The 18,352-nt window shown below is 41.6% G+C and carries 19 protein-coding genes; all 19 read right to left on the bottom strand.

Annotation, left to right across the window (positions count from 1 at the left end; translation table 11 throughout):
- Positions 1-5: 5 nt before the first annotated feature.
- Positions 6-533: an HslVU peptidase proteolytic subunit gene (hslV, locus tag ACFX4X_RS09475; RefSeq protein WP_054396900.1), complete on the bottom strand. Its 528-nt coding sequence runs from the start codon at positions 531-533 to the stop codon at positions 6-8.
- Positions 534-553: 20 nt separating this feature from the next.
- Positions 554-1,456, bottom strand: coding sequence for a tyrosine recombinase XerC (gene xerC, locus ACFX4X_RS09470; protein ID WP_284471289.1), 903 nt, complete (start codon positions 1,454-1,456; stop codon positions 554-556).
- A gap of 59 nt (positions 1,457-1,515) precedes the next feature.
- Complete coding sequence (gene trmFO / locus ACFX4X_RS09465; RefSeq protein WP_061462399.1) at positions 1,516-2,823, bottom strand: FADH(2)-oxidizing methylenetetrahydrofolate--tRNA-(uracil(54)-C(5))-methyltransferase TrmFO; 1,308 nt, start codon at positions 2,821-2,823, stop codon at positions 1,516-1,518.
- Positions 2,824-3,236: 413 nt separating this feature from the next.
- On the bottom strand, positions 3,237-5,312 hold the full coding sequence (topA, locus tag ACFX4X_RS09460) for a type I DNA topoisomerase (RefSeq protein ID WP_061462398.1): 2,076 nt from the start codon (positions 5,310-5,312) through the stop codon (positions 3,237-3,239).
- A 266-nt stretch (positions 5,313-5,578) separates the two neighbouring features.
- The gene (gene dprA, locus ACFX4X_RS09455; RefSeq protein ID WP_377383067.1) at positions 5,579-6,445 is read right to left on the bottom strand and encodes a DNA-processing protein DprA; all 867 of its coding nucleotides are present in this window, start codon (positions 6,443-6,445) and stop codon (positions 5,579-5,581) included.
- Positions 6,446-6,575: 130 nt separating this feature from the next.
- Positions 6,576-7,478, bottom strand: coding sequence for a succinate--CoA ligase subunit alpha (gene sucD / locus ACFX4X_RS09450; RefSeq protein ID WP_061462396.1), 903 nt, complete (start codon positions 7,476-7,478; stop codon positions 6,576-6,578).
- An 18-nt stretch (positions 7,479-7,496) separates the two neighbouring features.
- Positions 7,497-8,657, bottom strand: a complete 1,161-nt coding sequence (sucC, locus tag ACFX4X_RS09445) for an ADP-forming succinate--CoA ligase subunit beta (protein WP_061462395.1) — start codon at positions 8,655-8,657, stop codon at positions 7,497-7,499.
- A 494-nt stretch (positions 8,658-9,151) separates the two neighbouring features.
- Positions 9,152-9,424: an EscU/YscU/HrcU family type III secretion system export apparatus switch protein gene (locus ACFX4X_RS09440; protein ID WP_318680848.1), complete on the bottom strand. Its 273-nt coding sequence runs from the start codon at positions 9,422-9,424 to the stop codon at positions 9,152-9,154.
- A complete protein-coding gene (locus ACFX4X_RS09435) occupies positions 9,421-11,334 on the bottom strand; it encodes a hypothetical protein (protein ID WP_377383065.1) in 1,914 nt (637 codons plus the stop codon). Before ACFX4X_RS09435 ends, ACFX4X_RS09440 begins: the two co-directional genes overlap by 4 nt.
- Positions 11,335-11,346: 12 nt before the next feature.
- Entirely contained in the window at positions 11,347-12,132 is a 786-nt protein-coding gene (locus ACFX4X_RS09430; RefSeq protein WP_377383063.1) for a ribonuclease HII, read from the bottom strand.
- A gap of 188 nt (positions 12,133-12,320) precedes the next feature.
- A complete protein-coding gene (gene ylqF, locus ACFX4X_RS09425) occupies positions 12,321-13,193 on the bottom strand; it encodes a ribosome biogenesis GTPase YlqF (protein WP_061462388.1) in 873 nt (290 codons plus the stop codon).
- Between the two features lie 17 nt (positions 13,194-13,210).
- Positions 13,211-13,771, bottom strand: a complete 561-nt coding sequence (gene lepB / locus ACFX4X_RS09420) for a signal peptidase I (protein WP_284471296.1) — start codon at positions 13,769-13,771, stop codon at positions 13,211-13,213.
- Between the two features lie 215 nt (positions 13,772-13,986).
- Positions 13,987-14,334 carry a 50S ribosomal protein L19 gene (gene rplS, locus ACFX4X_RS09415; RefSeq protein ID WP_034313702.1) on the bottom strand — a complete coding sequence of 116 codons (348 nt, stop codon included), beginning with the start codon at positions 14,332-14,334 and terminating at the stop codon, positions 13,987-13,989.
- Positions 14,335-14,464: 130 nt separating this feature from the next.
- On the bottom strand, positions 14,465-15,199 hold the full coding sequence (gene trmD, locus ACFX4X_RS09410; protein ID WP_061462386.1) for a tRNA (guanosine(37)-N1)-methyltransferase TrmD: 735 nt from the start codon (positions 15,197-15,199) through the stop codon (positions 14,465-14,467).
- Entirely contained in the window at positions 15,199-15,717 is a 519-nt protein-coding gene (gene rimM / locus ACFX4X_RS09405) for a ribosome maturation factor RimM (RefSeq protein WP_061462385.1), read from the bottom strand. Before rimM ends, trmD begins: the two co-directional genes overlap by 1 nt.
- Positions 15,718-15,727: 10 nt before the next feature.
- The gene (locus tag ACFX4X_RS09400; protein WP_061462384.1) at positions 15,728-16,114 is read right to left on the bottom strand and encodes a YlqD family protein; all 387 of its coding nucleotides are present in this window, start codon (positions 16,112-16,114) and stop codon (positions 15,728-15,730) included.
- A 222-nt stretch (positions 16,115-16,336) separates the two neighbouring features.
- A complete protein-coding gene (locus ACFX4X_RS09395) occupies positions 16,337-16,567 on the bottom strand; it encodes a KH domain-containing protein (protein WP_048684915.1) in 231 nt (76 codons plus the stop codon).
- 13 nt (positions 16,568-16,580) lie between these two features.
- Positions 16,581-16,853: a 30S ribosomal protein S16 gene (gene rpsP / locus ACFX4X_RS09390; RefSeq protein ID WP_034313715.1), complete on the bottom strand. Its 273-nt coding sequence runs from the start codon at positions 16,851-16,853 to the stop codon at positions 16,581-16,583.
- Between the two features lie 153 nt (positions 16,854-17,006).
- The gene (gene ffh / locus ACFX4X_RS09385) at positions 17,007-18,347 is read right to left on the bottom strand and encodes a signal recognition particle protein (protein WP_061462383.1); all 1,341 of its coding nucleotides are present in this window, start codon (positions 18,345-18,347) and stop codon (positions 17,007-17,009) included.
- Positions 18,348-18,352 lie beyond the last annotated feature (5 nt).

Here is an 18,352-nt window from a genome sequence, read left to right as displayed (position 1 = left end):
CCTCCTTACAACTCTTCCACGATTATATTCGTATTCGTAAATACACAAATTTCCGCTGCAATTTGTAAAGATGATTGAGCGATTTCCTTTGCCGATAAATGGTCACTTGAAAACCGCATTAATGCCCTGCCGGCAGCCAGTGCATAATTCCCTCCAGATCCTATGGCGAGAATCCCGTCATCCGGCTCAATTACTTCCCCGGTACCAGAAACGAGCAGTAAATGGTTCTTATCCATCACGACCAGCATGGCTTCCAGCTTTCTCAGTACATTGTCACTTCTCCATTGCTTTGCCATTTCGACGGCAGCACGCTGAAGATTGCCATTATACTCTTCAAGCTTAGCTTCGAACATCTCAAATAAAGTGAATGCATCTGCAACAGAACCTGCAAAACCTGCAAGAACATTACCTTTAAAGATTTTTCTTACTTTCCTTGCTGTATGCTTCATCACTACTGAATTTCCTAAAGTAACCTGCCCATCACCGGACATGGCACATTCACCTTTATGATGCACTGCAAATATCGTTGTCATAAAGTGTCCCCTTTCAACATTTAAGGCCGCGGATGTGTTGCATTATAGACTTTTTTTAATTGGTCTTTTGTAACATGCGTATACACTTGCGTTGATGAAATTTTAGAATGACCAAGCAATTCCTGAACCGTGCGAATGTCCGCCCCATTATTCAATAGGTGTGTAGCAAAGGAATGCCTTAGCATATGGGGATGAAGACTTCCATCTGCGGCTGACTTTTTAATCAATTCATTCAATATATAGCGAACTCCCCTAGGTGTCAGAGGGTCTCCACGAAAATTAACAAATAAATAAACATTCGCTTTGGCGTCAGACGAAGTCATTTCCATCCTGGCTGTACGTATGTATATATCTATCGCTTCTTGAGCATATCTACCAACCGGAACGTAGCGATCTTTTTTTCCTTTTCCATGAACCAGTACTGTACCTAAGGAAAGATCGATATCCTGCAATTTAATCTCACAACATTCACTTACGCGAATGCCTGTCGCATACAGTAATTCCAGTAATGCATTGTTCCTTATTCCTATCGGTGAATCTTTATTTAAAGAAGAAAACAACTGTTTCATTTCCTTCTCATATAGAAAACGTGGCAGTCTTTGATCCTTTTTAGGTAAAGAAACAAGAGAAAAAGGATTATCCTTCACATCACCTTCACGTAATAAAAATTTATAAAAGCTCCGCAAGCAAGAAGTTTTTCTTGCTACAGTGCGCTTAGAAAGTTTTTTCTCATATAAATTCGTTAAAAACAACCGGACATCAAAATATTCAACAGACGTGATATCGATGATACCCTGTTCATTTAGGAACAGGAAAAATTCGTGAATATCACGTTTGTAATTTTCAATGGTGTAATGTGAACTGTTTTTTTCAATTTGTAAATATTCGATGAAGGATGATAATGCCTTTTTTTGATTAATCATGGAAACACCTCGCAAAGGCTAATAAATAGTATCATACTTTAAAACAGCAGGCAAATATTTTACAAATTTTTCACAAAGTTCTGAATTGTGTCCAAAGCGCGTTTAGCATGTGTTTCGTTCCGTTCTTTTTTTGATTTGATTCTCACTTCAAGGTCTGGAAGCAATCCGAAGTTGGCGTTCATCGGCTGAAAGCTCTTTCCATTTGTCGATGTTATATACCTTGCCATGCTGCCCATTGTCGTCTCAGCAGGAAAAATGGCGGGCTCCAACCCTTGGACGATCCTTGCAGCATTGATACCTGCAACCAGTCCTGATGCTGCCGATTCTACATAACCTTCGACGCCAGTCATCTGACCTGCAAAGAATAAATCGTCCCGATTTTTGAATTGGTACGTAGGCTTTAGAACATTAGGTGAGTTTATGAAAGTGTTGCGATGCATAACTCCATAACGGACAATTTCCGCATTTTCCAATCCAGGTATGAGCTGCAATACTTCTTTTTGCGGCCCCCATTTCAAATGTGTCTGAAAACCAACAATGTTGTAGAGTGTTCCTGCCGCATCATCTTGGCGCAATTGAACTACTGCAAAAGGGCGCTTTCCTGTTTTCGGATCTTCTAATCCGACAGGCTTCAATGGACCAAATAACATCGTTTTCTTCCCACGTGATGCCATTACTTCAATCGGCATGCAACCTTCAAAAAAGATTTCTTTTTCAAATTCTTTAAGTGGGACTGTCTCGGCAGCAATCAATGCTTCATAAAAGCGGTCAAACTCCTCTTCCGTCATCGGACAGTTCAAATAAGCTGCTTCCCCTTTATCGTAGCGGGATTTTAAGTATACTTTATCCATGTTGATGCTGTCTTTTTCAAGAATTGGAGCGGCAGCATCATAGAAATACAAGTATTCTTCATCCATGATTTGCTTTAAGCTGTCAGATAGTGACTGACTTGTAAGTGGTCCTGTTGCAATGACGGTAGGGCCTTCCGGAATTTCCGTCACTTCTTCATTAATGACCGTTACATTGGGATGATTTTTGACCTTTTCCGTCACAAGACCGGCAAATTCATGGCGATCGACAGCTAAAGCACCGCCAGCCGGTACAGCACAAGCATCTGCTGCGGACATGATGACCGAATCCAATATACGCATTTCTTCTTTTAAGACACCAACCGCATTTGTTAACGTATTTGCCCGAAGTGAATTGGAACAAACAAGTTCAGCGAATTTATCGGTATGATGTGCTGGCGTTTGTTTTACCGGGCGCATTTCGTATAGATCGACTTTGATTCCTCTTTTAGCTAACTGCCACGCCGCTTCACTTCCAGCAAGCCCAGCACCGATTACACTTACTTTTGTTTCTTTCATTTTTCGAACCTCCATGTATAGATATGATAAGACAGGAGCATTTATCATTAAAATTGCTTTCATAAGTGTTTCATTTTTAACGATATCTATGTATTTATACCCAAAATACCCATTCCTGCTACGAAAATTTCAAGCATATGCCACAAATCCAGCATTTCATCTGTACTAAAAGGGATAATGGACACAAAGAGGAATTATATCTTTAAAAGAATGCACTTGTCCACTGAATTTTACATCACATCACCTAAATAAAAAAGTTTCAAGCTTTATCCATTTTCTTCAAAGAAGTAAATCCACACGTTACCATGATATCATACTTCGCTGAACATAAAGAAACTCGGCAAATGCCGAGTCAATTTAATTTAGAGTTTCTCAAATGTACAAAGGGAAAGTAAACGATTTCACAGACTTTTCTATGCTTGAGGAGTTTCTTTGAAGTCACAATCCATGCACTGGACCTGGACTCCTTTTTTGAGTTTTTTCTCAACAAGTGTACCTTCACATTTTGGACAACTCCGCGGTAGCGGTTTATCCCAAGAAATGAAGTCACATCCAGGGTAGGTATCACACCCGTAAAATAAACGGCGTTTTTTACTTTTCCTTTCAATGATGTTTCCTTCCTTACATTTCGGGCATTTCACACCTATTTCTTTTACGATTGGTTTTGTGTTACGGCAATCGGGGAAATTACTGCATGCCATGAACTTACCATAACGCCCCATCTTAAAGACCATCTCATGTCCGCATTCTACACAATCTTCACCTGCAGGCTCATCTTTGATTTCAATTTTCTCCATTTCGACTTCAGCTTTAGCCAAATGAACAGCAAATTCTTTATAAAATTCATCGATGACCTTAATCCATTCGATGCTTCCTTCTTCGACGCTATCGAATTCCTGTTCCATCTTGGCAGTGAACTCTGCATCAAGAATATCCGGGAAGAATTCACGTATCAATTCAAGAACGATCTCACCAAGCTCTGTGGGGATGAACCGTTTATTATCCAAAGTAACATAACCACGTTTTTGAATCGTATCCAAGGTAGGAGCATATGTGGAAGGACGGCCTATTCCCAGTTCTTCTAGGGTTTTGACAAGACGTGCTTCTGTATATCTGGGTGGAGGCTGTGTGAAATGCTGCTTAGGCTCTACATCTTTTGAAAAGAATTGATCTCCTTTTTTCACATCAGGGAGAGCATTTTCCTTTTCTTCCACTGAGTCATCGGATCCCTCAACATATACCTTCATGAAGCCCGGAAATTTAATTTTTGAACCATTGGCCCTGAAGATGACATCTTCGTTATGCAGGTCGATGCTCATCGTATCCATGACCGCCGAAGACATTTGACTTGAAACGAATCGCTCCCAAATCAACTTATATAGACGGAATTGATCTCTGGATAAGAACTCCTTGACTACACCCGGTTCACGTAATGTGCTCGTTGGTCTTACCGCTTCATGGGCATCTTGGGCATTAGTCTGTTTTTTCTCTTTCCGCTGCTCAACCTGAACATAATCTTTACCATAACTATTTTCAATGAAGGTATGGGCTTCCTGTTTCGCAACATCGGAAATCCGGGTCGAATCGGTTCTCATATACGTGATTAACCCGACTGTCCCTTCCTTTCCAAGCTCGATTCCTTCATAAAGCTGCTGAGCAAGCATCATTGTTTTCTTTGCACGGAAATTCAATTTTCGAGCCGCTTCTTGTTGCAGGGAAGAAGTCGTAAAAGGTGCAGCTGGATTACGCCTTCTTTCCTTTTTAGCCACTGCCCCTATCGTAAATTCGCCGCCATTTAAAGAACCGAGTACTTTTTTGACGTCCTCTTCTGTATTTAATTCTTTCCGCTCACCGCCCAGGCTGAAAAAGGAACCTTCAAACTGTTCTTTTCCTTTTACAAAATCTGCCTTGATTGTCCAATACTCTTCCGGGATAAAATCTTTGATTTCTTTTTCCCGGTCAATGATCATCCGTACAGCAACCGATTGGACCCGTCCCGCACTTAAGCCTTTTTTCACTTTTTTCCACAAAAGCGGGCTGATATTGTATCCGACCAAACGATCCAAGACCCTTCTTGCCTGTTGCGCATCAACCAATTTCATATTTATTGGCCTCGGTGATTTAAATGATTCTTTGATAGCCTCTTTCGTGATTTCGTTGAATACCACGCGGCAATCAGAATTAATGTCAACATCGAGACTGTGAGCCAAATGCCAGGCAATGGCTTCCCCTTCTCTGTCGGGGTCAGCCGCGAGATAGATTTTTTTCGCTTTTTTTGCAGCAGTTTTCAATTCTTTTAAAACCGGGCCTTTGCCGCGGATAGTTATATATTTAGGTTCATATTCATGTTCAACATCGACACCCATTTGGCTTTTAGGCAAATCGCGTACATGCCCCATGGAAGCCTTTACTTTATATTTTTTTCCCAAGTAACGTTCTATTGTTTTCGCCTTTGCGGGCGATTCCACAATCACTAAGTATTCTGACATCCAATAAATCCTCCTCAAAGAGGTAATATAAATCTTCACTATTATTAATCATTCAAAAAACATTTGTCAACACCTCTTTACTTTTCAAAGCATGTCATTTTATTTATTTATAAGTATTTTGACAAGAGGTGCCATTTGCAAAACTTATAACAGTTTTACAATATTTTCAACCTTTTTGTCTAAAATTTCAACAATTCCTTTAAAAAAAACACCTTTTTTTTCTATTTTTCCGTTTAATTCTCCGTCTATCTTCTATATTATATCGTTCAAAATTCTTCCTCAATCTGCTTAGAACTCAAAACAAGTTTGGCACCATCTTGAATCAATTGATTGGTCCCTAATGATTCTGGACTCGTTACATTGCCAGGAAGCGCAAATACCTCCCTGCCATGTTCCAAAGCAGATTGTGCCGTAATAAGGGAACCGCTTTTTTCTTTGGCCTCGACCACGAATATTCCCAGTGATAATCCACTGATGATTCGATTCCTAAGCGGAAACATCCAAGGTTCCGCTCTCTTTTCCGGTGGAGTCTCAGATAAAAGTAACCCTTTATTGATGATTTCCCCTGCAAGGGAAATATTGGATTTTGGGTATATTTGCAAATGACCTCCTCCTAAAACCCCAATCGTATCTCCGCCTTCCCCCAAAGTGATTTTATGTGCCTCTGCATCGATTCCAGCAGCCACCCCACTTATGATCACGAATTTTTTCTTTACAAGTGGTAATAGAATCGTTTTTAAGGCCTCCAGTCCATACGAGGTTGGCTTACGTGTTCCAACAACACCTAGCGTGCTCCTCCTCGTTAGAAGCTTCTTATCGCCTTTTAAATAAAGAACCCATGGGGGATCGAATATTTGCTTCAGCAAAAAAGGATAATCATCATCGAAGATCGTCAAGCAATGAATTTGGCAATCTTCGTATCGTTTAAGTTTATCGATGGTATTGAGTGAATGTAAATCTTTGAGAAAGAGGGTAAGCTTATTTGAAGGGATAGGGAGGATTTTTACCCATTCCTCCTGATTCATAGTGAAAAGGGAAGATAAGGACGGGTCATTTGACATGATAATTTGGATTGTTTTCCATCCTGCTCCGCGGCAATGATGGAGGTGGATTAATTTTTCTGTTTTATTCAATTGGAAGCACCCCTAATCGGATATTTTTAAAGGTAGGTTGATTGTGATGGTCAAAGTAATCGAAATGTGTTTCCCGAGGAATTTGGAGTGAAATAAAGGCCGACCCAAAAAACAGGTCGGCCAACTTAAATCAATGCGTTTTACAAGGTTCGTAGATTTCTTTTTCCTTCAGGACGGAGATCAATGTTTCACCCATTACGGATGGAGTCTCGGCAACTTTAATTCCACATTCGTTCATAACGCGGATTTTCTCGTCAGCTGTACCTTTTCCTCCTGAAATTATGGCACCAGCATGTCCCATACGTTTACCAGCTGGAGCTGTACGGCCACCAATGAAACCTACAACTGGCTTAGTCATATTTTCTTTCACCCAGATTGCCGCTTCTTCTTCTGCCGTGCCGCCGATTTCCCCGATCATGATCACCGCATGTGTTTCCGGATCTTCATTGAATGCTTTCAGTACATCAATGAAGTCCGTTCCGTTAACGGGATCCCCACCGATACCGACAGCCGTAGATTGTCCAATGCCTGCTTGTGATAATTGGTGAACGGCTTCGTACGTTAAAGTTCCAGAACGAGAAACTACACCTACATGGCCTTTTTTGTGGATATATCCTGGCATGATACCAATCTTACATTCTTCCGGGCTAATGACACCCGGGCAGTTCGGTCCGATCAAGCGAGTCTTTTTACCTTCCATGTAACGCTTCACCTTGACCATATCCAGGACAGGAATATGTTCCGTGATACAAATAACAAGATCTAGTTCTGCGTCAACGGCTTCAAGAATCGCATCTGCAGCAAATGGAGCCGGTACGTAGATAACCGATGCATTCGCTCCGGTTTCAGTGACAGCTTCGGAAACTGTATTGAATACAGGTACCCCTTCCGCTTCTGTTCCGCCTTTGCCCGGAGTGACTCCTCCAACGATTTTCGTGCCGTATTCCAACATTTGTTTTGTATGAAATAATGCTGTTGAACCAGTGATTCCCTGAACGATCACTTTCGTATCTTTATTAATATAAACGCTCATTATGTTCCCCCCTGCCTATTATCCTACAAGTGATACTATTTTTTGTGCTCCATCTGCCATTGATTCAGCAGCCGTAATATTTAAACCTGACTCTTTAAGTATCTTTTTACCAAGGTCCACATTCGTACCTTCAAGACGAACAACAAGAGGGACATCCAGGCCAAGCTCTTTAGCAGCAGCTACTACGCCTGTCGCGATGATGTCACATTTCATGATCCCCCCGAAGATATTAACGAAGATGCCTTTAACATTTTGATCGGATAGGATGATTTTGAAAGCCTCTTTTACTTTTTCCTCAGTAGCGCCGCCACCAACGTCAAGGAAGTTAGCCGGATCTCCCATATAATGTTTAATGATGTCCATCGTTGCCATAGCAAGTCCGGCACCATTAACCATACATCCGATATTTCCGTCAAGCGATATGTAACTAAGGCCATGTTTTGATGCTTCAATCTCTTTCGCATCCTCTTCATCCAAATCACGGTACTCCGCGATGTCTTTATGGCGGTAAATCGCATTATCATCGAAATTCAATTTAGCATCCAGTGCCATTACATTGCCATCGCCCGTTACCACTAATGGGTTGATTTCAGCGATTGAGCAATCTTTTTCAACGAAAGCTGTATATAAGTTAACCATCAGTTTGGAAGCTTTATTTATAAGTGAAGCCGGAATATTGATATTGAATGCAATCCTACGTGCCTGGAAGCCAGTCAGGCCGACAACCGGATCGATTACTTCTTTGAAAATTTTCTCTGGTGTCTTTTCAGCCACTTCCTCAATTTCCGTTCCGCCTTCTTCAGAAGCCATCAATACGACACTGTTCGTAGCACGGTCAAGGACCAGCCCGATATAATATTCCTTCGTAATGTCGCAGCCTTCTTCAATAAGTAAACGCTTAACTTCCTTGCCTGCCGGTCCTGTTTGATGGGTCACCAGCGTCTTACCAAGAATCTCTTCTGCATATGTACGTGCTTCATCAAGATTTTTCGCTACCTTAACTCCGCCGGCTTTCCCGCGGCCGCCCGCATGAATTTGAGCTTTGACGACAACAACTTCCGTACCTAATTCCTTCGCTGCTTCCACTGCTTCATCTACAGTAAAGGCAACCCGGCCATTTGGAACGGATACCCCGTATTGTCGCAATATCTCTTTTCCCTGATACTCATGGATATTCATTTCCCATCCTCCTTATCTACTAAAAACCAACTTTTAAATTTAATGCCTGTTTTCTCTACCATATTACAACAAAATTCTCCTTGGTGCATAATATTCTTTCACATAATTTTGTGAATATTATCATAATATACTTTTTTTACTCTTGTATTAAATGGAAAAAAACTGCTTGGCCGTTGTGTTTCTTTCAAGTGAAAATCCATTATTTTTTTTCTATTATTCTATTCTTTTAAAAAGCCTTTTCTCTTATAAGTCCAGTGAAAACACACCCTGCTACACCCTTTTCCACCATATTAATCCAGAAAACACCTCAGGGAAATTACGTTTATCCTTGTTTTGACTCAAAGGAAAAGCAAAAGGACAAAGCCATGGCTTTGTCCTTTTGCTGATAGTTTAGTATGTTTTTAATATAATGAAAATTTATTAACGATTTCCCTAATTTTCTACAAAAACCAACAAGAATCCATTTTGGTGAAATCACTTGCATAATCAGGCCCCTACCGATTCATGTCCTTGTCGACTTTATAAATGAATGCAAATACCTCCGCAACAGCTCCGTACAATTCTTCCGGTATCGTTTGATTTATATCCAATTGACTTAAAAGTGCAGCAAGCGACTCATCCTTTTGGACCGGTATATCCAGCTTCATAGCCCTTTCCAGGATATTTTCAGCCGTTTTACCTTTCCCCTTCGCCAATATGACGGGAGCTTTGGATGTCTTTTGATCATACTTTAAGGCAATCGCTTCTTTTCGCCTATCATTTTTCATATTCGAATATCCACTCCACTATATGAACCAGATTCTGAAAAAGGAACGGATTTCAACCCGTGGCCCCTCTCTTTTCCGCTTCCCATGTTTACAAATGAAACACCTGACAATCTGTAATCCATTTTTTCCAGATTCTCTCTCAGGAGTTCAAGATATTGATTTGCTGTCTCTTCAAGGACTGCTCCATGCCTATTAATGACCGTCACCTTTATGATTCGATTTTGTACCTGCATATCGATGATAATCTCTTTAAGGCGTTCTAACTCTAAATAAAATAGGACGCGGCAGTATTCCGGGTCTATCTTGCCATCTTTTGTTTTCCTTCCGCTCCATTGTAACGTTAGGTCCGTTTGTGTAGAGCCCAGATTGATTGGAAGTGTAAGGAGCAAATTCTGAATCGGCCCATTTTCTTGTGCAAGGATCTGTTGGGCAGTGACCCGATTTAGGATTTGTTCTGCGATCTCCTTAATGGCTGCCGGAGTTTGCTCATTCAGCAATTTAAGCAGCAGCGGTTTAAGTGTATCCAAATCCTTCGAGAACTCCATTTCATCTCTAGTAAGATTAACAAGTGCATGTTCCAGCTGAAGACCAAGGATCTTCGTCCACTCTTTTAGTTGGTGTGCAACAGATGGACCATTAGTAAAATCGATTGTTTGAAACTCAGCTTCAAATACCTGGGCAAGGACCAGCCGCTCATTATTCCTAACGAACTGGGCCTCAGACAGCTGTTTAAGTGACTGAAACAGTAGTTTGGCCGCCTTACCCTTCGACTCAACTACCTGCTCTCTATCCATATTCAAATAGCCTAAAAGGTCATTCACTTCTACATTTCCGCCTAATGCTTTTTTTCCAGCTGTTGCTTCTGCAAAAGCACTCTCAAGCAAATGAAAGGCAAGAGGGGAAAGTTTTTCTGCAGAATTTTTTTTCTGAAACGATTGGATATCAGTTGGCATTTTTGTCGCTTTATGATCAACGCCGTTCAATATCCGATTTATATTAATTTCGATTTCGTCAACTTTTCCAAATGCTCCGCTTTTTGCCTTGGAAAGTACATGCAATCCTTGGTGTAATTTTTCAATCGCTGAGTTCTTAGGAATTCCGGACCTCGCCTCAGCTCCATCAATTAACTTCGCCAGAAAGACAGATTCTGTAATTCCCTTTGGGACAAAACCTGTCTTTTTAAGCAGGGAAAATGCGCCGGATTTCATTTCAGGTGTTGAATCCGAATCCAGCCAAATGGTCACTAGTTTTTGCAAACCGAATTGTTGAAGCTGGCTCTGTTTAGCCACATGCAAGGAGTCCAATACCTCCATAAGCTTGAAAGCCGTCCTCGTTACAACTCCCCCATCCTGCAGTTGCTGCTTGAGGCCGCTGAGCAATTTGTGAAAAGGTTCGCCTTTGGCATGTGAAAATAATGCATCATATACATCTTTTACAAACGGCAATTGCTGAATGAACATTGTTTTTATCAGAGGCAGACCAACTTCTGCATCAGCAGTTTTCAGCCATTGCAAAGCGGACTGAAAAGTTTCCTTGGTTATCGGGAGACGGTTTTTCAGGAGATATTCGGCAAGCTTTGCCGCCGCAGGTTCGGGCGTTATGCCGAGATGAGCGATCAATTGTGCAGCTGTGCCATCTAAGCTGGAACAGTTCAAATTCGGGGAATCTAAAGCTTTTAACACGACCTTCCCCTCATTTGGTGGCTGAATTTGAAACCAATACCTTTCTCCTGCCCGAAGCGGGATATCGAGAGCGGCAATCATTTTTTGATGGCCAATCTGTACCTCGGCCGTTTGGTTAGGAAAAACCTTATTCACTTTCCCGAAAAGGATTTGACCGTTTTTCAAACTCGCAGTTCCTTGTATTTCAATTGGTGAAGATACGGGTTGACCGCTTGTTGTCGATTGCATCACTCATCCTCCCTAGTCCTTCGTACGTGCAGCGATTTCCTTAACTGGTGCAAAACTTCTTCTATGCCAAGGTGTAAGCCCGTGCTTATCGAGCGCTTCTAAATGTTGACTTGTCCCATATCCCATGTGCTTTCCGAAACCATATTCCGGATATTCTTCACCATATTCCTTCATCATCCTGTCACGAGTCACTTTCGCTATAATGGAGGCCGCAGAGATGGTAATGCTTCTTGCATCCCCCTTTATGAGTGAAAGCTGCGGAATCGGCACATCCAGTTCCATCGCATCAATCAACAAATGATCAGGAAGTTCTGACAGATCGTTCACTGCGGCCACCATTGCCTTTTTCGTAGCTTGATATATATTGATTTCATCAATTACTTCGCTATGTACAACACCCACACCTATGGAAAGTGCTTCCTTAAAAATCATCTCATAAAACAGTTCCCTTTTTGACTCTGGAATCTTTTTAGAATCATTCAGTCCTGGCAAATAAAAAGATTCCGGCAAGATGACAGCACTTGTCACAACTGGTCCTGCCAACGGTCCTCTTCCTACTTCATCGATACCTGCAAGAATGGAAAACCCTTGTTTGCGCAATTGCCGTTCAAACTCCGTCATTTCCGTGAAAGCATCCTTTACCTGTAGCTCTTTTTCATAGGCTCTTTGCCATTTGCTCACTAAGTCAGTTACTCCCTTTCGGCTGTCTTCCCGGCATTCTTGTAAAAATAAATCTTCTGGCTCTCTTATAGTCTTTAACTTTGAGGAGATTTCCTTAATGCTCATTGCAGTTTTCATCATTTATCACCCATCATATTAATTATCGGCAGTCTTGCTCCTTTTCTACAGTTCAAACAAAAATACGGAGCGGAAAAGAGACATCAAAAGTTAAAAACCTTTTCGACATCCAACTCCAGCTCCGTATCAACCCTTTTCACTGACCTTCTTCAAAAATCAGGTCAGTGTCTTGCAATCTCTACTTAATGTTATTCGGGGATATTATCCTCTTCATAATCCTTAGGGACCTCAAACGTAAGAGGGCCCATCTTTTCTGAACGGATTTCACGTACGACCAACTCTGCGGTTTTGTCATAATCAATGAAGCCACCAGAAGCTAAACAGCCCCTGAACTTTCCGACGGCATCGAATAGTTCAAGCGTTTCCTGAGGAATTGCACTCAGGTTATAACGGGATTTCAATCTATCCGGATATTCCTTTTCCAAAAAGCGCAGACCGTATAAAGAGACCTCGTGCAAGTTTAAGATCGTATCCTTGATCGCTCCCGTCAATGCAAGCTTCAAGCCCACTTCCTGATCCTCGAATTTAGGCCAGAGGATCCCCGGCGTGTCCAACAGTTCCAATTCCTTACCAACTTTTATCCATTGCTGCGCCTTCGTGACACCAGGTGTATTCCCTGTTTTGGCAATGTTCTTTTTGGCAAGTCGATTGATTAAAGTTGATTTCCCTACATTCGGAATCCCGACTATCATGGCGCGGATGGCTCTTGGCTTTATTCCTCTTGATTCCATCCTGTCATACTTATCTTTTAAAAGTTTTTTAGAAGCAGCTGTAATCTGGTTTAAACCGTTTCCTGCCTGCGAGTTAATGGCAATCGCCGTTTTCCCCTGTGATTTATAATATTCAAGCCACATATTCGTTTTCACCGGATCGGCCATATCAGCTTTATTCAAAAGGATAACCCTCGGTTTATGCTGTATGATTTCATCGATCATCGGATTTCGTGAAGATGCCGGAATCCGGGCATCCACAAGTTCAAAGATGATGTCGATCAGTTTTAATTTCTCTGTTACTTCCCGTCTTGCTTTGGCCATATGGCCAGGGAACCACTGTATTGTCAATGGAATCCACCTTCCTACTATTCCGCCAATCGAAAGTCTTCAATCGGCCAATAAACTAATTTAGTTTTTCCTAACACTTTATCGTAAGGAACGACGCCAACGCTAATATAGCGGCTATCCTTACTAACACGACGATTATCCCCTAAGACAAATAGATGGTCTTCAGGCACCGTTCCTTGTTCTATGACATCACTTAATGTAAAAGGTTCCGTCAAAGCCCCGCCATCTATCAATTGTTTTTTATATTCATCCAAGTATGGCTCATCATAAGCTTTTCCATTCACGTACAGAGTATCATCTTTATATTCCACTTTTTCCCCTGGCAATCCGATGACCCGCTTTATGTAATCTTTGCCTTCTGGAGCTTCAAAAACGATAATGTCGAATCTTTTCGGTTCACCAATCGAATAGGAGATTTTATTAACGAGCATGCGGTCCGTATTCTTTAATGTCGGCATCATGGAATTACCGTCCACAACAATTGGAGCCAGAAGGAAATAACGAATCAGTGTCGCAGCTATAACCGCGATTATGACCGCCTTTGTCCATTCCCACAATTCATTTTTCTTTTTCGCCATCCTTACCCACCCTTTTAGAAAGCATATCAACAATTATTTTAACATGTTGCGGACGCTATAGCGAGCGGGATTCTATATAGTTTTCACCGTATATGTGCATTAATGGTTTCTTGCAGTGCAAAAAGGGAGCCTGAAAAACAAGCTCCCTTTTTGATACTGTTTGGTTATTCACCTTATGTGGATCATGGTAAACCCGCATGAAGATATTCGAAGAATTAACGACGAATTTCTTTAATACGTGCTTTTTTACCACGAAGTTCGCGTAGGTAATAAAGTTTCGCACGACGTACTTTACCGTGACGGATAACTTCTAGTTTCGCAATTTTTGGTGTGTGAACAGGGAAAGCACGTTCTACTCCAACGCCGTAAGAGATCTTACGCACTGTGAAAGTTTCACTAACTCCGCCGCCACGACGTTTGATTACAACGCCTTCAAACAACTGGATACGTTCGCGAGTTCCTTCAATAACCTTTACGTGTACACGTACTGTGTCACCAGGTCTGAATGATGGAAGATCTGAGCGAAGTTGTTCTTTTGTGATTTCGTTAATAAGATTTTGCATCGATTTCAACTCCTCCTGGACGCTCTTGCAAATACTTATTGTTTGCAGCGGAACATCGTTATAAGACTGAGCATTTTGCCCAAGTCACAAGGTATATCCTATCATACTATAAACGTCGATGCAATAGGCATCAGTCTTCTTTTTTAATCTCGGACAATAATTTTTTTTCAAGTTCCGATAGTTCATAACTATCGAGCAAATCAGGACGCCGCATCCACGTTCTGCGCAGAGATTCCTTCATCCGCCATTCATCGATTTTTTTATGATTTCCGGATATTAGCGGATCGGGAACTTTCATCCCCCGAAAATCTGCAGGTCTAGTATAATGGGGATGCTCTAACAAACCAGAAGAATAGGAATCAAGAATCGGGGAGTCAACATTTCCTAGAACGCCGGGAAGCAAGCGAACTACGCTGTCAATAATGACCATTGCGCCCAATTCCCCGCCTGTAAGAACAAAGTCACCAATCGATATTTCATCCGTGACGACATGCTCCCGGATGCGCTCATCGTATCCTTCATAATGTCCGCATATGAAAATGAGATGTTCTTCATTTGCATACTCTTCAGCTTTTTTCTGCGTGTAACGCTCTCCCTGAGGACAAAGCAGGACTACCCTTGGGGTTAGCTCAGCTTGGCCTTTTAGAGCTTCTACAGCATCAAAAATCGGTTGTGCCTTCAATACCATTCCGGCACCTCCGCCATACGGATAATCGTCTACCGTCGAGTGCTTATTATCTGCATAGTCTCGAAAATTGGTCACCTTATAGCTGACAGCCTGCTTTTCCGCAGCCTTTTTTAAGATGGACGAGCCAAATACCCCTTCGAACATTTCTGGAAAAAGCGAAAGCACATCGATTTTCATCAGTCTAAAAGTCCTTCCATCGGTGTAATGATGACCTTTTTAGCGGAAATATCTACTTCTTTTACAATTTGTTCAATATACGGGATCAGAATATCCTTACTGCCAGCTTTCTTAATGACCCAAACATCATTGGCACCAGGCGTAAGAACCTCAATGATTTCCCCAACTTCCAAACCTTCATCCGTAAATACAGAACAGCCGATGATTTCATGGAAGTAGAACTCACCTTCGTCCAATTTACCAAGCTGTGCTTCCTTCACTTTTAGTACCCCGTTTCTAAAAGCCTCGACCTGTCCGACGTTATAATAGTTCTCGAACGTCAATAGGTTAAAGTTTTTATGGGTACGGTGTGACCTGATGATAAGCGGCAAAGGCTTTTTATCAGTGTCCCTAAACAAATGCAGTGTATTTCCCACTTTGAATCGTTTTTCCGGAAAGTCTGTTGAAGAAATGACACGCACTTCTCCTAAAAGACCATGTGTGTTGACAATTTTACCTACATTAAACCATTTTTCCATTCTTTCACCTCTAACGAATTTCCGAGACGATTCCATCTTTAATGACAATAGTCTTCGTTGCCATAATATCGTCCCAATCTGCCCCAATTTCCACATCAATGATACTTTGAACTTCCCGTTCCTTCAATTCGCTTCCGGTGGGAAGGATCTCCAACTGCTCCATTTGAAATTCAAGCAGTTTAATTTTTTCTTGCCTCTGGTTTATTTCTTTTTCGAAATGAGCACGGAGACTAGCAGGCTGGAGATTTCTTGTTTTTTCAAGCTTTTTCAGTTCAAAGCGAAGCTGTTCACTCTCTTTTTGAAGCTGAAGGCGTTTTGACTTGTACTTCTCGAGGAGCTGATTCTTGCTGGATTCCGTTAATACTTGGTTAACGATTACATTTTGGAGAATTTTCATTCCAGCACCTCCTATTATCTATGATTTCTTATTTCCTTCAAAAAATATGTATGATAGGGTAATCTTTTTGAAAAGGGGGTCATTCTCTTAAGTATAACGTAAATCGATAAAAGATGCGTCTTAAAAAGGCGTAAAGTTTAAACTCCGGTTCAGATCCAAATAGGATCAAAGTCGGAATTTCACTTTCTTGAAGTACAAAAAAAGGAGGGGTATTAGCCCTCCTTATTCGGAAATCTCCAAATAGATTTTCTTCTGCTGTGAAGATCCTGCTGCATATACCACAGTCCGAATCGCCTTAGCAACACGCCCTTGTTTACCGATGACCTTGCCCATGTCCTCTTTATGAACGGAGAGGATATAAACAATCCGGTCGGACTCTTCCTTGGAGGTCACGATGACCTCCTCCGGATAATCCACAAGTGCTGAAACAATCGTTTCAATTAGTGCTTTCATCAACTACCGTCGATTACTTGCTGTTTTTTGCAACATGGAATTTTTCCATGATGCCTTGTGTTGAGAATAAGTTACGAACTGTATCAGATGGTTTAGCTCCATCTTGTAACCATTTAAGAGCAAGCTCTTCGTTGATTTCAACTTTAGCTGGTTGAGTCACCGGGTTATAAGTTCCTACCACTTCAATGTAACGTCCGTCACGTGGTGAACGAGAATCTGCAACTACAATACGATAGAAAGGAGATTTTTTAGCTCCCATACGTTTTAAGCGAATTTTTACTGCCATTTTAAATAAGCACCTCCGAATAGTTTCACACAAGATAGTATAATATCAAATGTCTTGTATGTTTGTAAAGGTTTTTTTCTTAACAGGTGAAAAAAGTGTTGAAACACATGGCTTTAACCCGTATTTCTCCTTAGTTTCAACCTAAAATAAACCTTACATGAACGGGAATTTGAATCCCTTTTTCTTCCCTTTTTGCATGTTCGTAACCTGTTTCATCATCTTTTTCATTTCTTCGAATTGCTTCAATAGGCGGTTCACTTCTTGAATCGATCTGCCGCTTCCTTTGGCAATCCGTTTCTTACGGGATGCATTCATGGTTTCTGGATGTTCCTTTTCCTGCGTCGTCATTGAACGGATGATAGCTTCGACATGACCGATCTGTTTCTCATCGATCTGAAGGTTATCCATCCCTTTCATTTTGTTCGCACCAGGAATCATTTTCAGAATATCATCAAGCGGACCCATATTCCGCACCTGACCAAGCTGATCAAGGAAATCATCAAAGGTAAAAGTGGCTGTACGCATCTTTTTCTCTAATTCTTTCGCTTTTTCTTCATCTACATTGGCCTGTGCTTTTTCGATAAGGGTCAATACATCACCCATGCCGAGGATCCTTGACGCCATCCGTTCTGGATGGAATGCTTCAAGTGCATCCAATTTTTCTCCCATACCGACGAATTTTATCGGCGTGTTGGTGACTGAACGAATCGAAAGTGCCGCACCACCACGTGTATCCCCATCAAGTTTCGTAAGTACGACTCCAGTCAGGCCTAACTGTTCATTAAAGCTTTGGGCCACATTGACCGCATCCTGACCTGTCATCGCATCGACAACCAGGAAGATTTCATCGGGTTTTGTCAATTCTTTGATATCCTTCAGTTCACCCATCAAGTTTTCATCAACATGAAGGCGGCCTGCGGTATCAATCAACACATAATCATGATGTTCTTCCTTAGCCTTTTCAATCGCCTGTTTGGCAATTTCAACAGGGCTGACCTGGTCCCCAAGGGAGAAAACAGGCATGCTTAATTGTTTGCCAAGTGTTTCAAGCTGCTTAATCGCCGCCGGACGGTAAATATCAGCCGCAACGAGCAATGGCTTGCGGTTGTATTTTTTTCTAAGAAGATTGGCAAGCTTTCCGGTGGTCGTCGTTTTACCAGCACCTTGAAGCCCTACCATCATAATGACGGTCGGTGGTTTCGAGGCAACGGCAATCTTGCTTTGTTCGCCGCCCATCAGCTCCGTCAATTCTTCCTTAACTACTTTAATTACCTGTTGACCGGGGGTTAAGCTTTTCAGCACTTCCTGACCTACCGAACGTTCACTAACACGTTTTACAAAATCCTTCACGACTTTAAAGTTAACATCCGCTTCAAGCAGGGCCAATCGAACTTCACGCATCATTTCTTTAACGTCCGCTTCGTTGACCTTACCTTTTCCACGGATCTTTTGCATCGTGCTCTGCAGTCGGTCGGCCAATCCTTCAAATGCCATATTGC

Origin of the sequence: Peribacillus sp. YIM B13481, assembly GCF_042787985.1 — a bacterium.
Classification (GTDB): Bacteria; Bacillota; Bacilli; order Bacillales; family DSM-1321; genus Peribacillus; species Peribacillus simplex_A.
The sequence above is the reverse complement of the archived record's forward strand: the minus strand, read 5'-3'. Positions and strand labels throughout refer to the sequence as shown.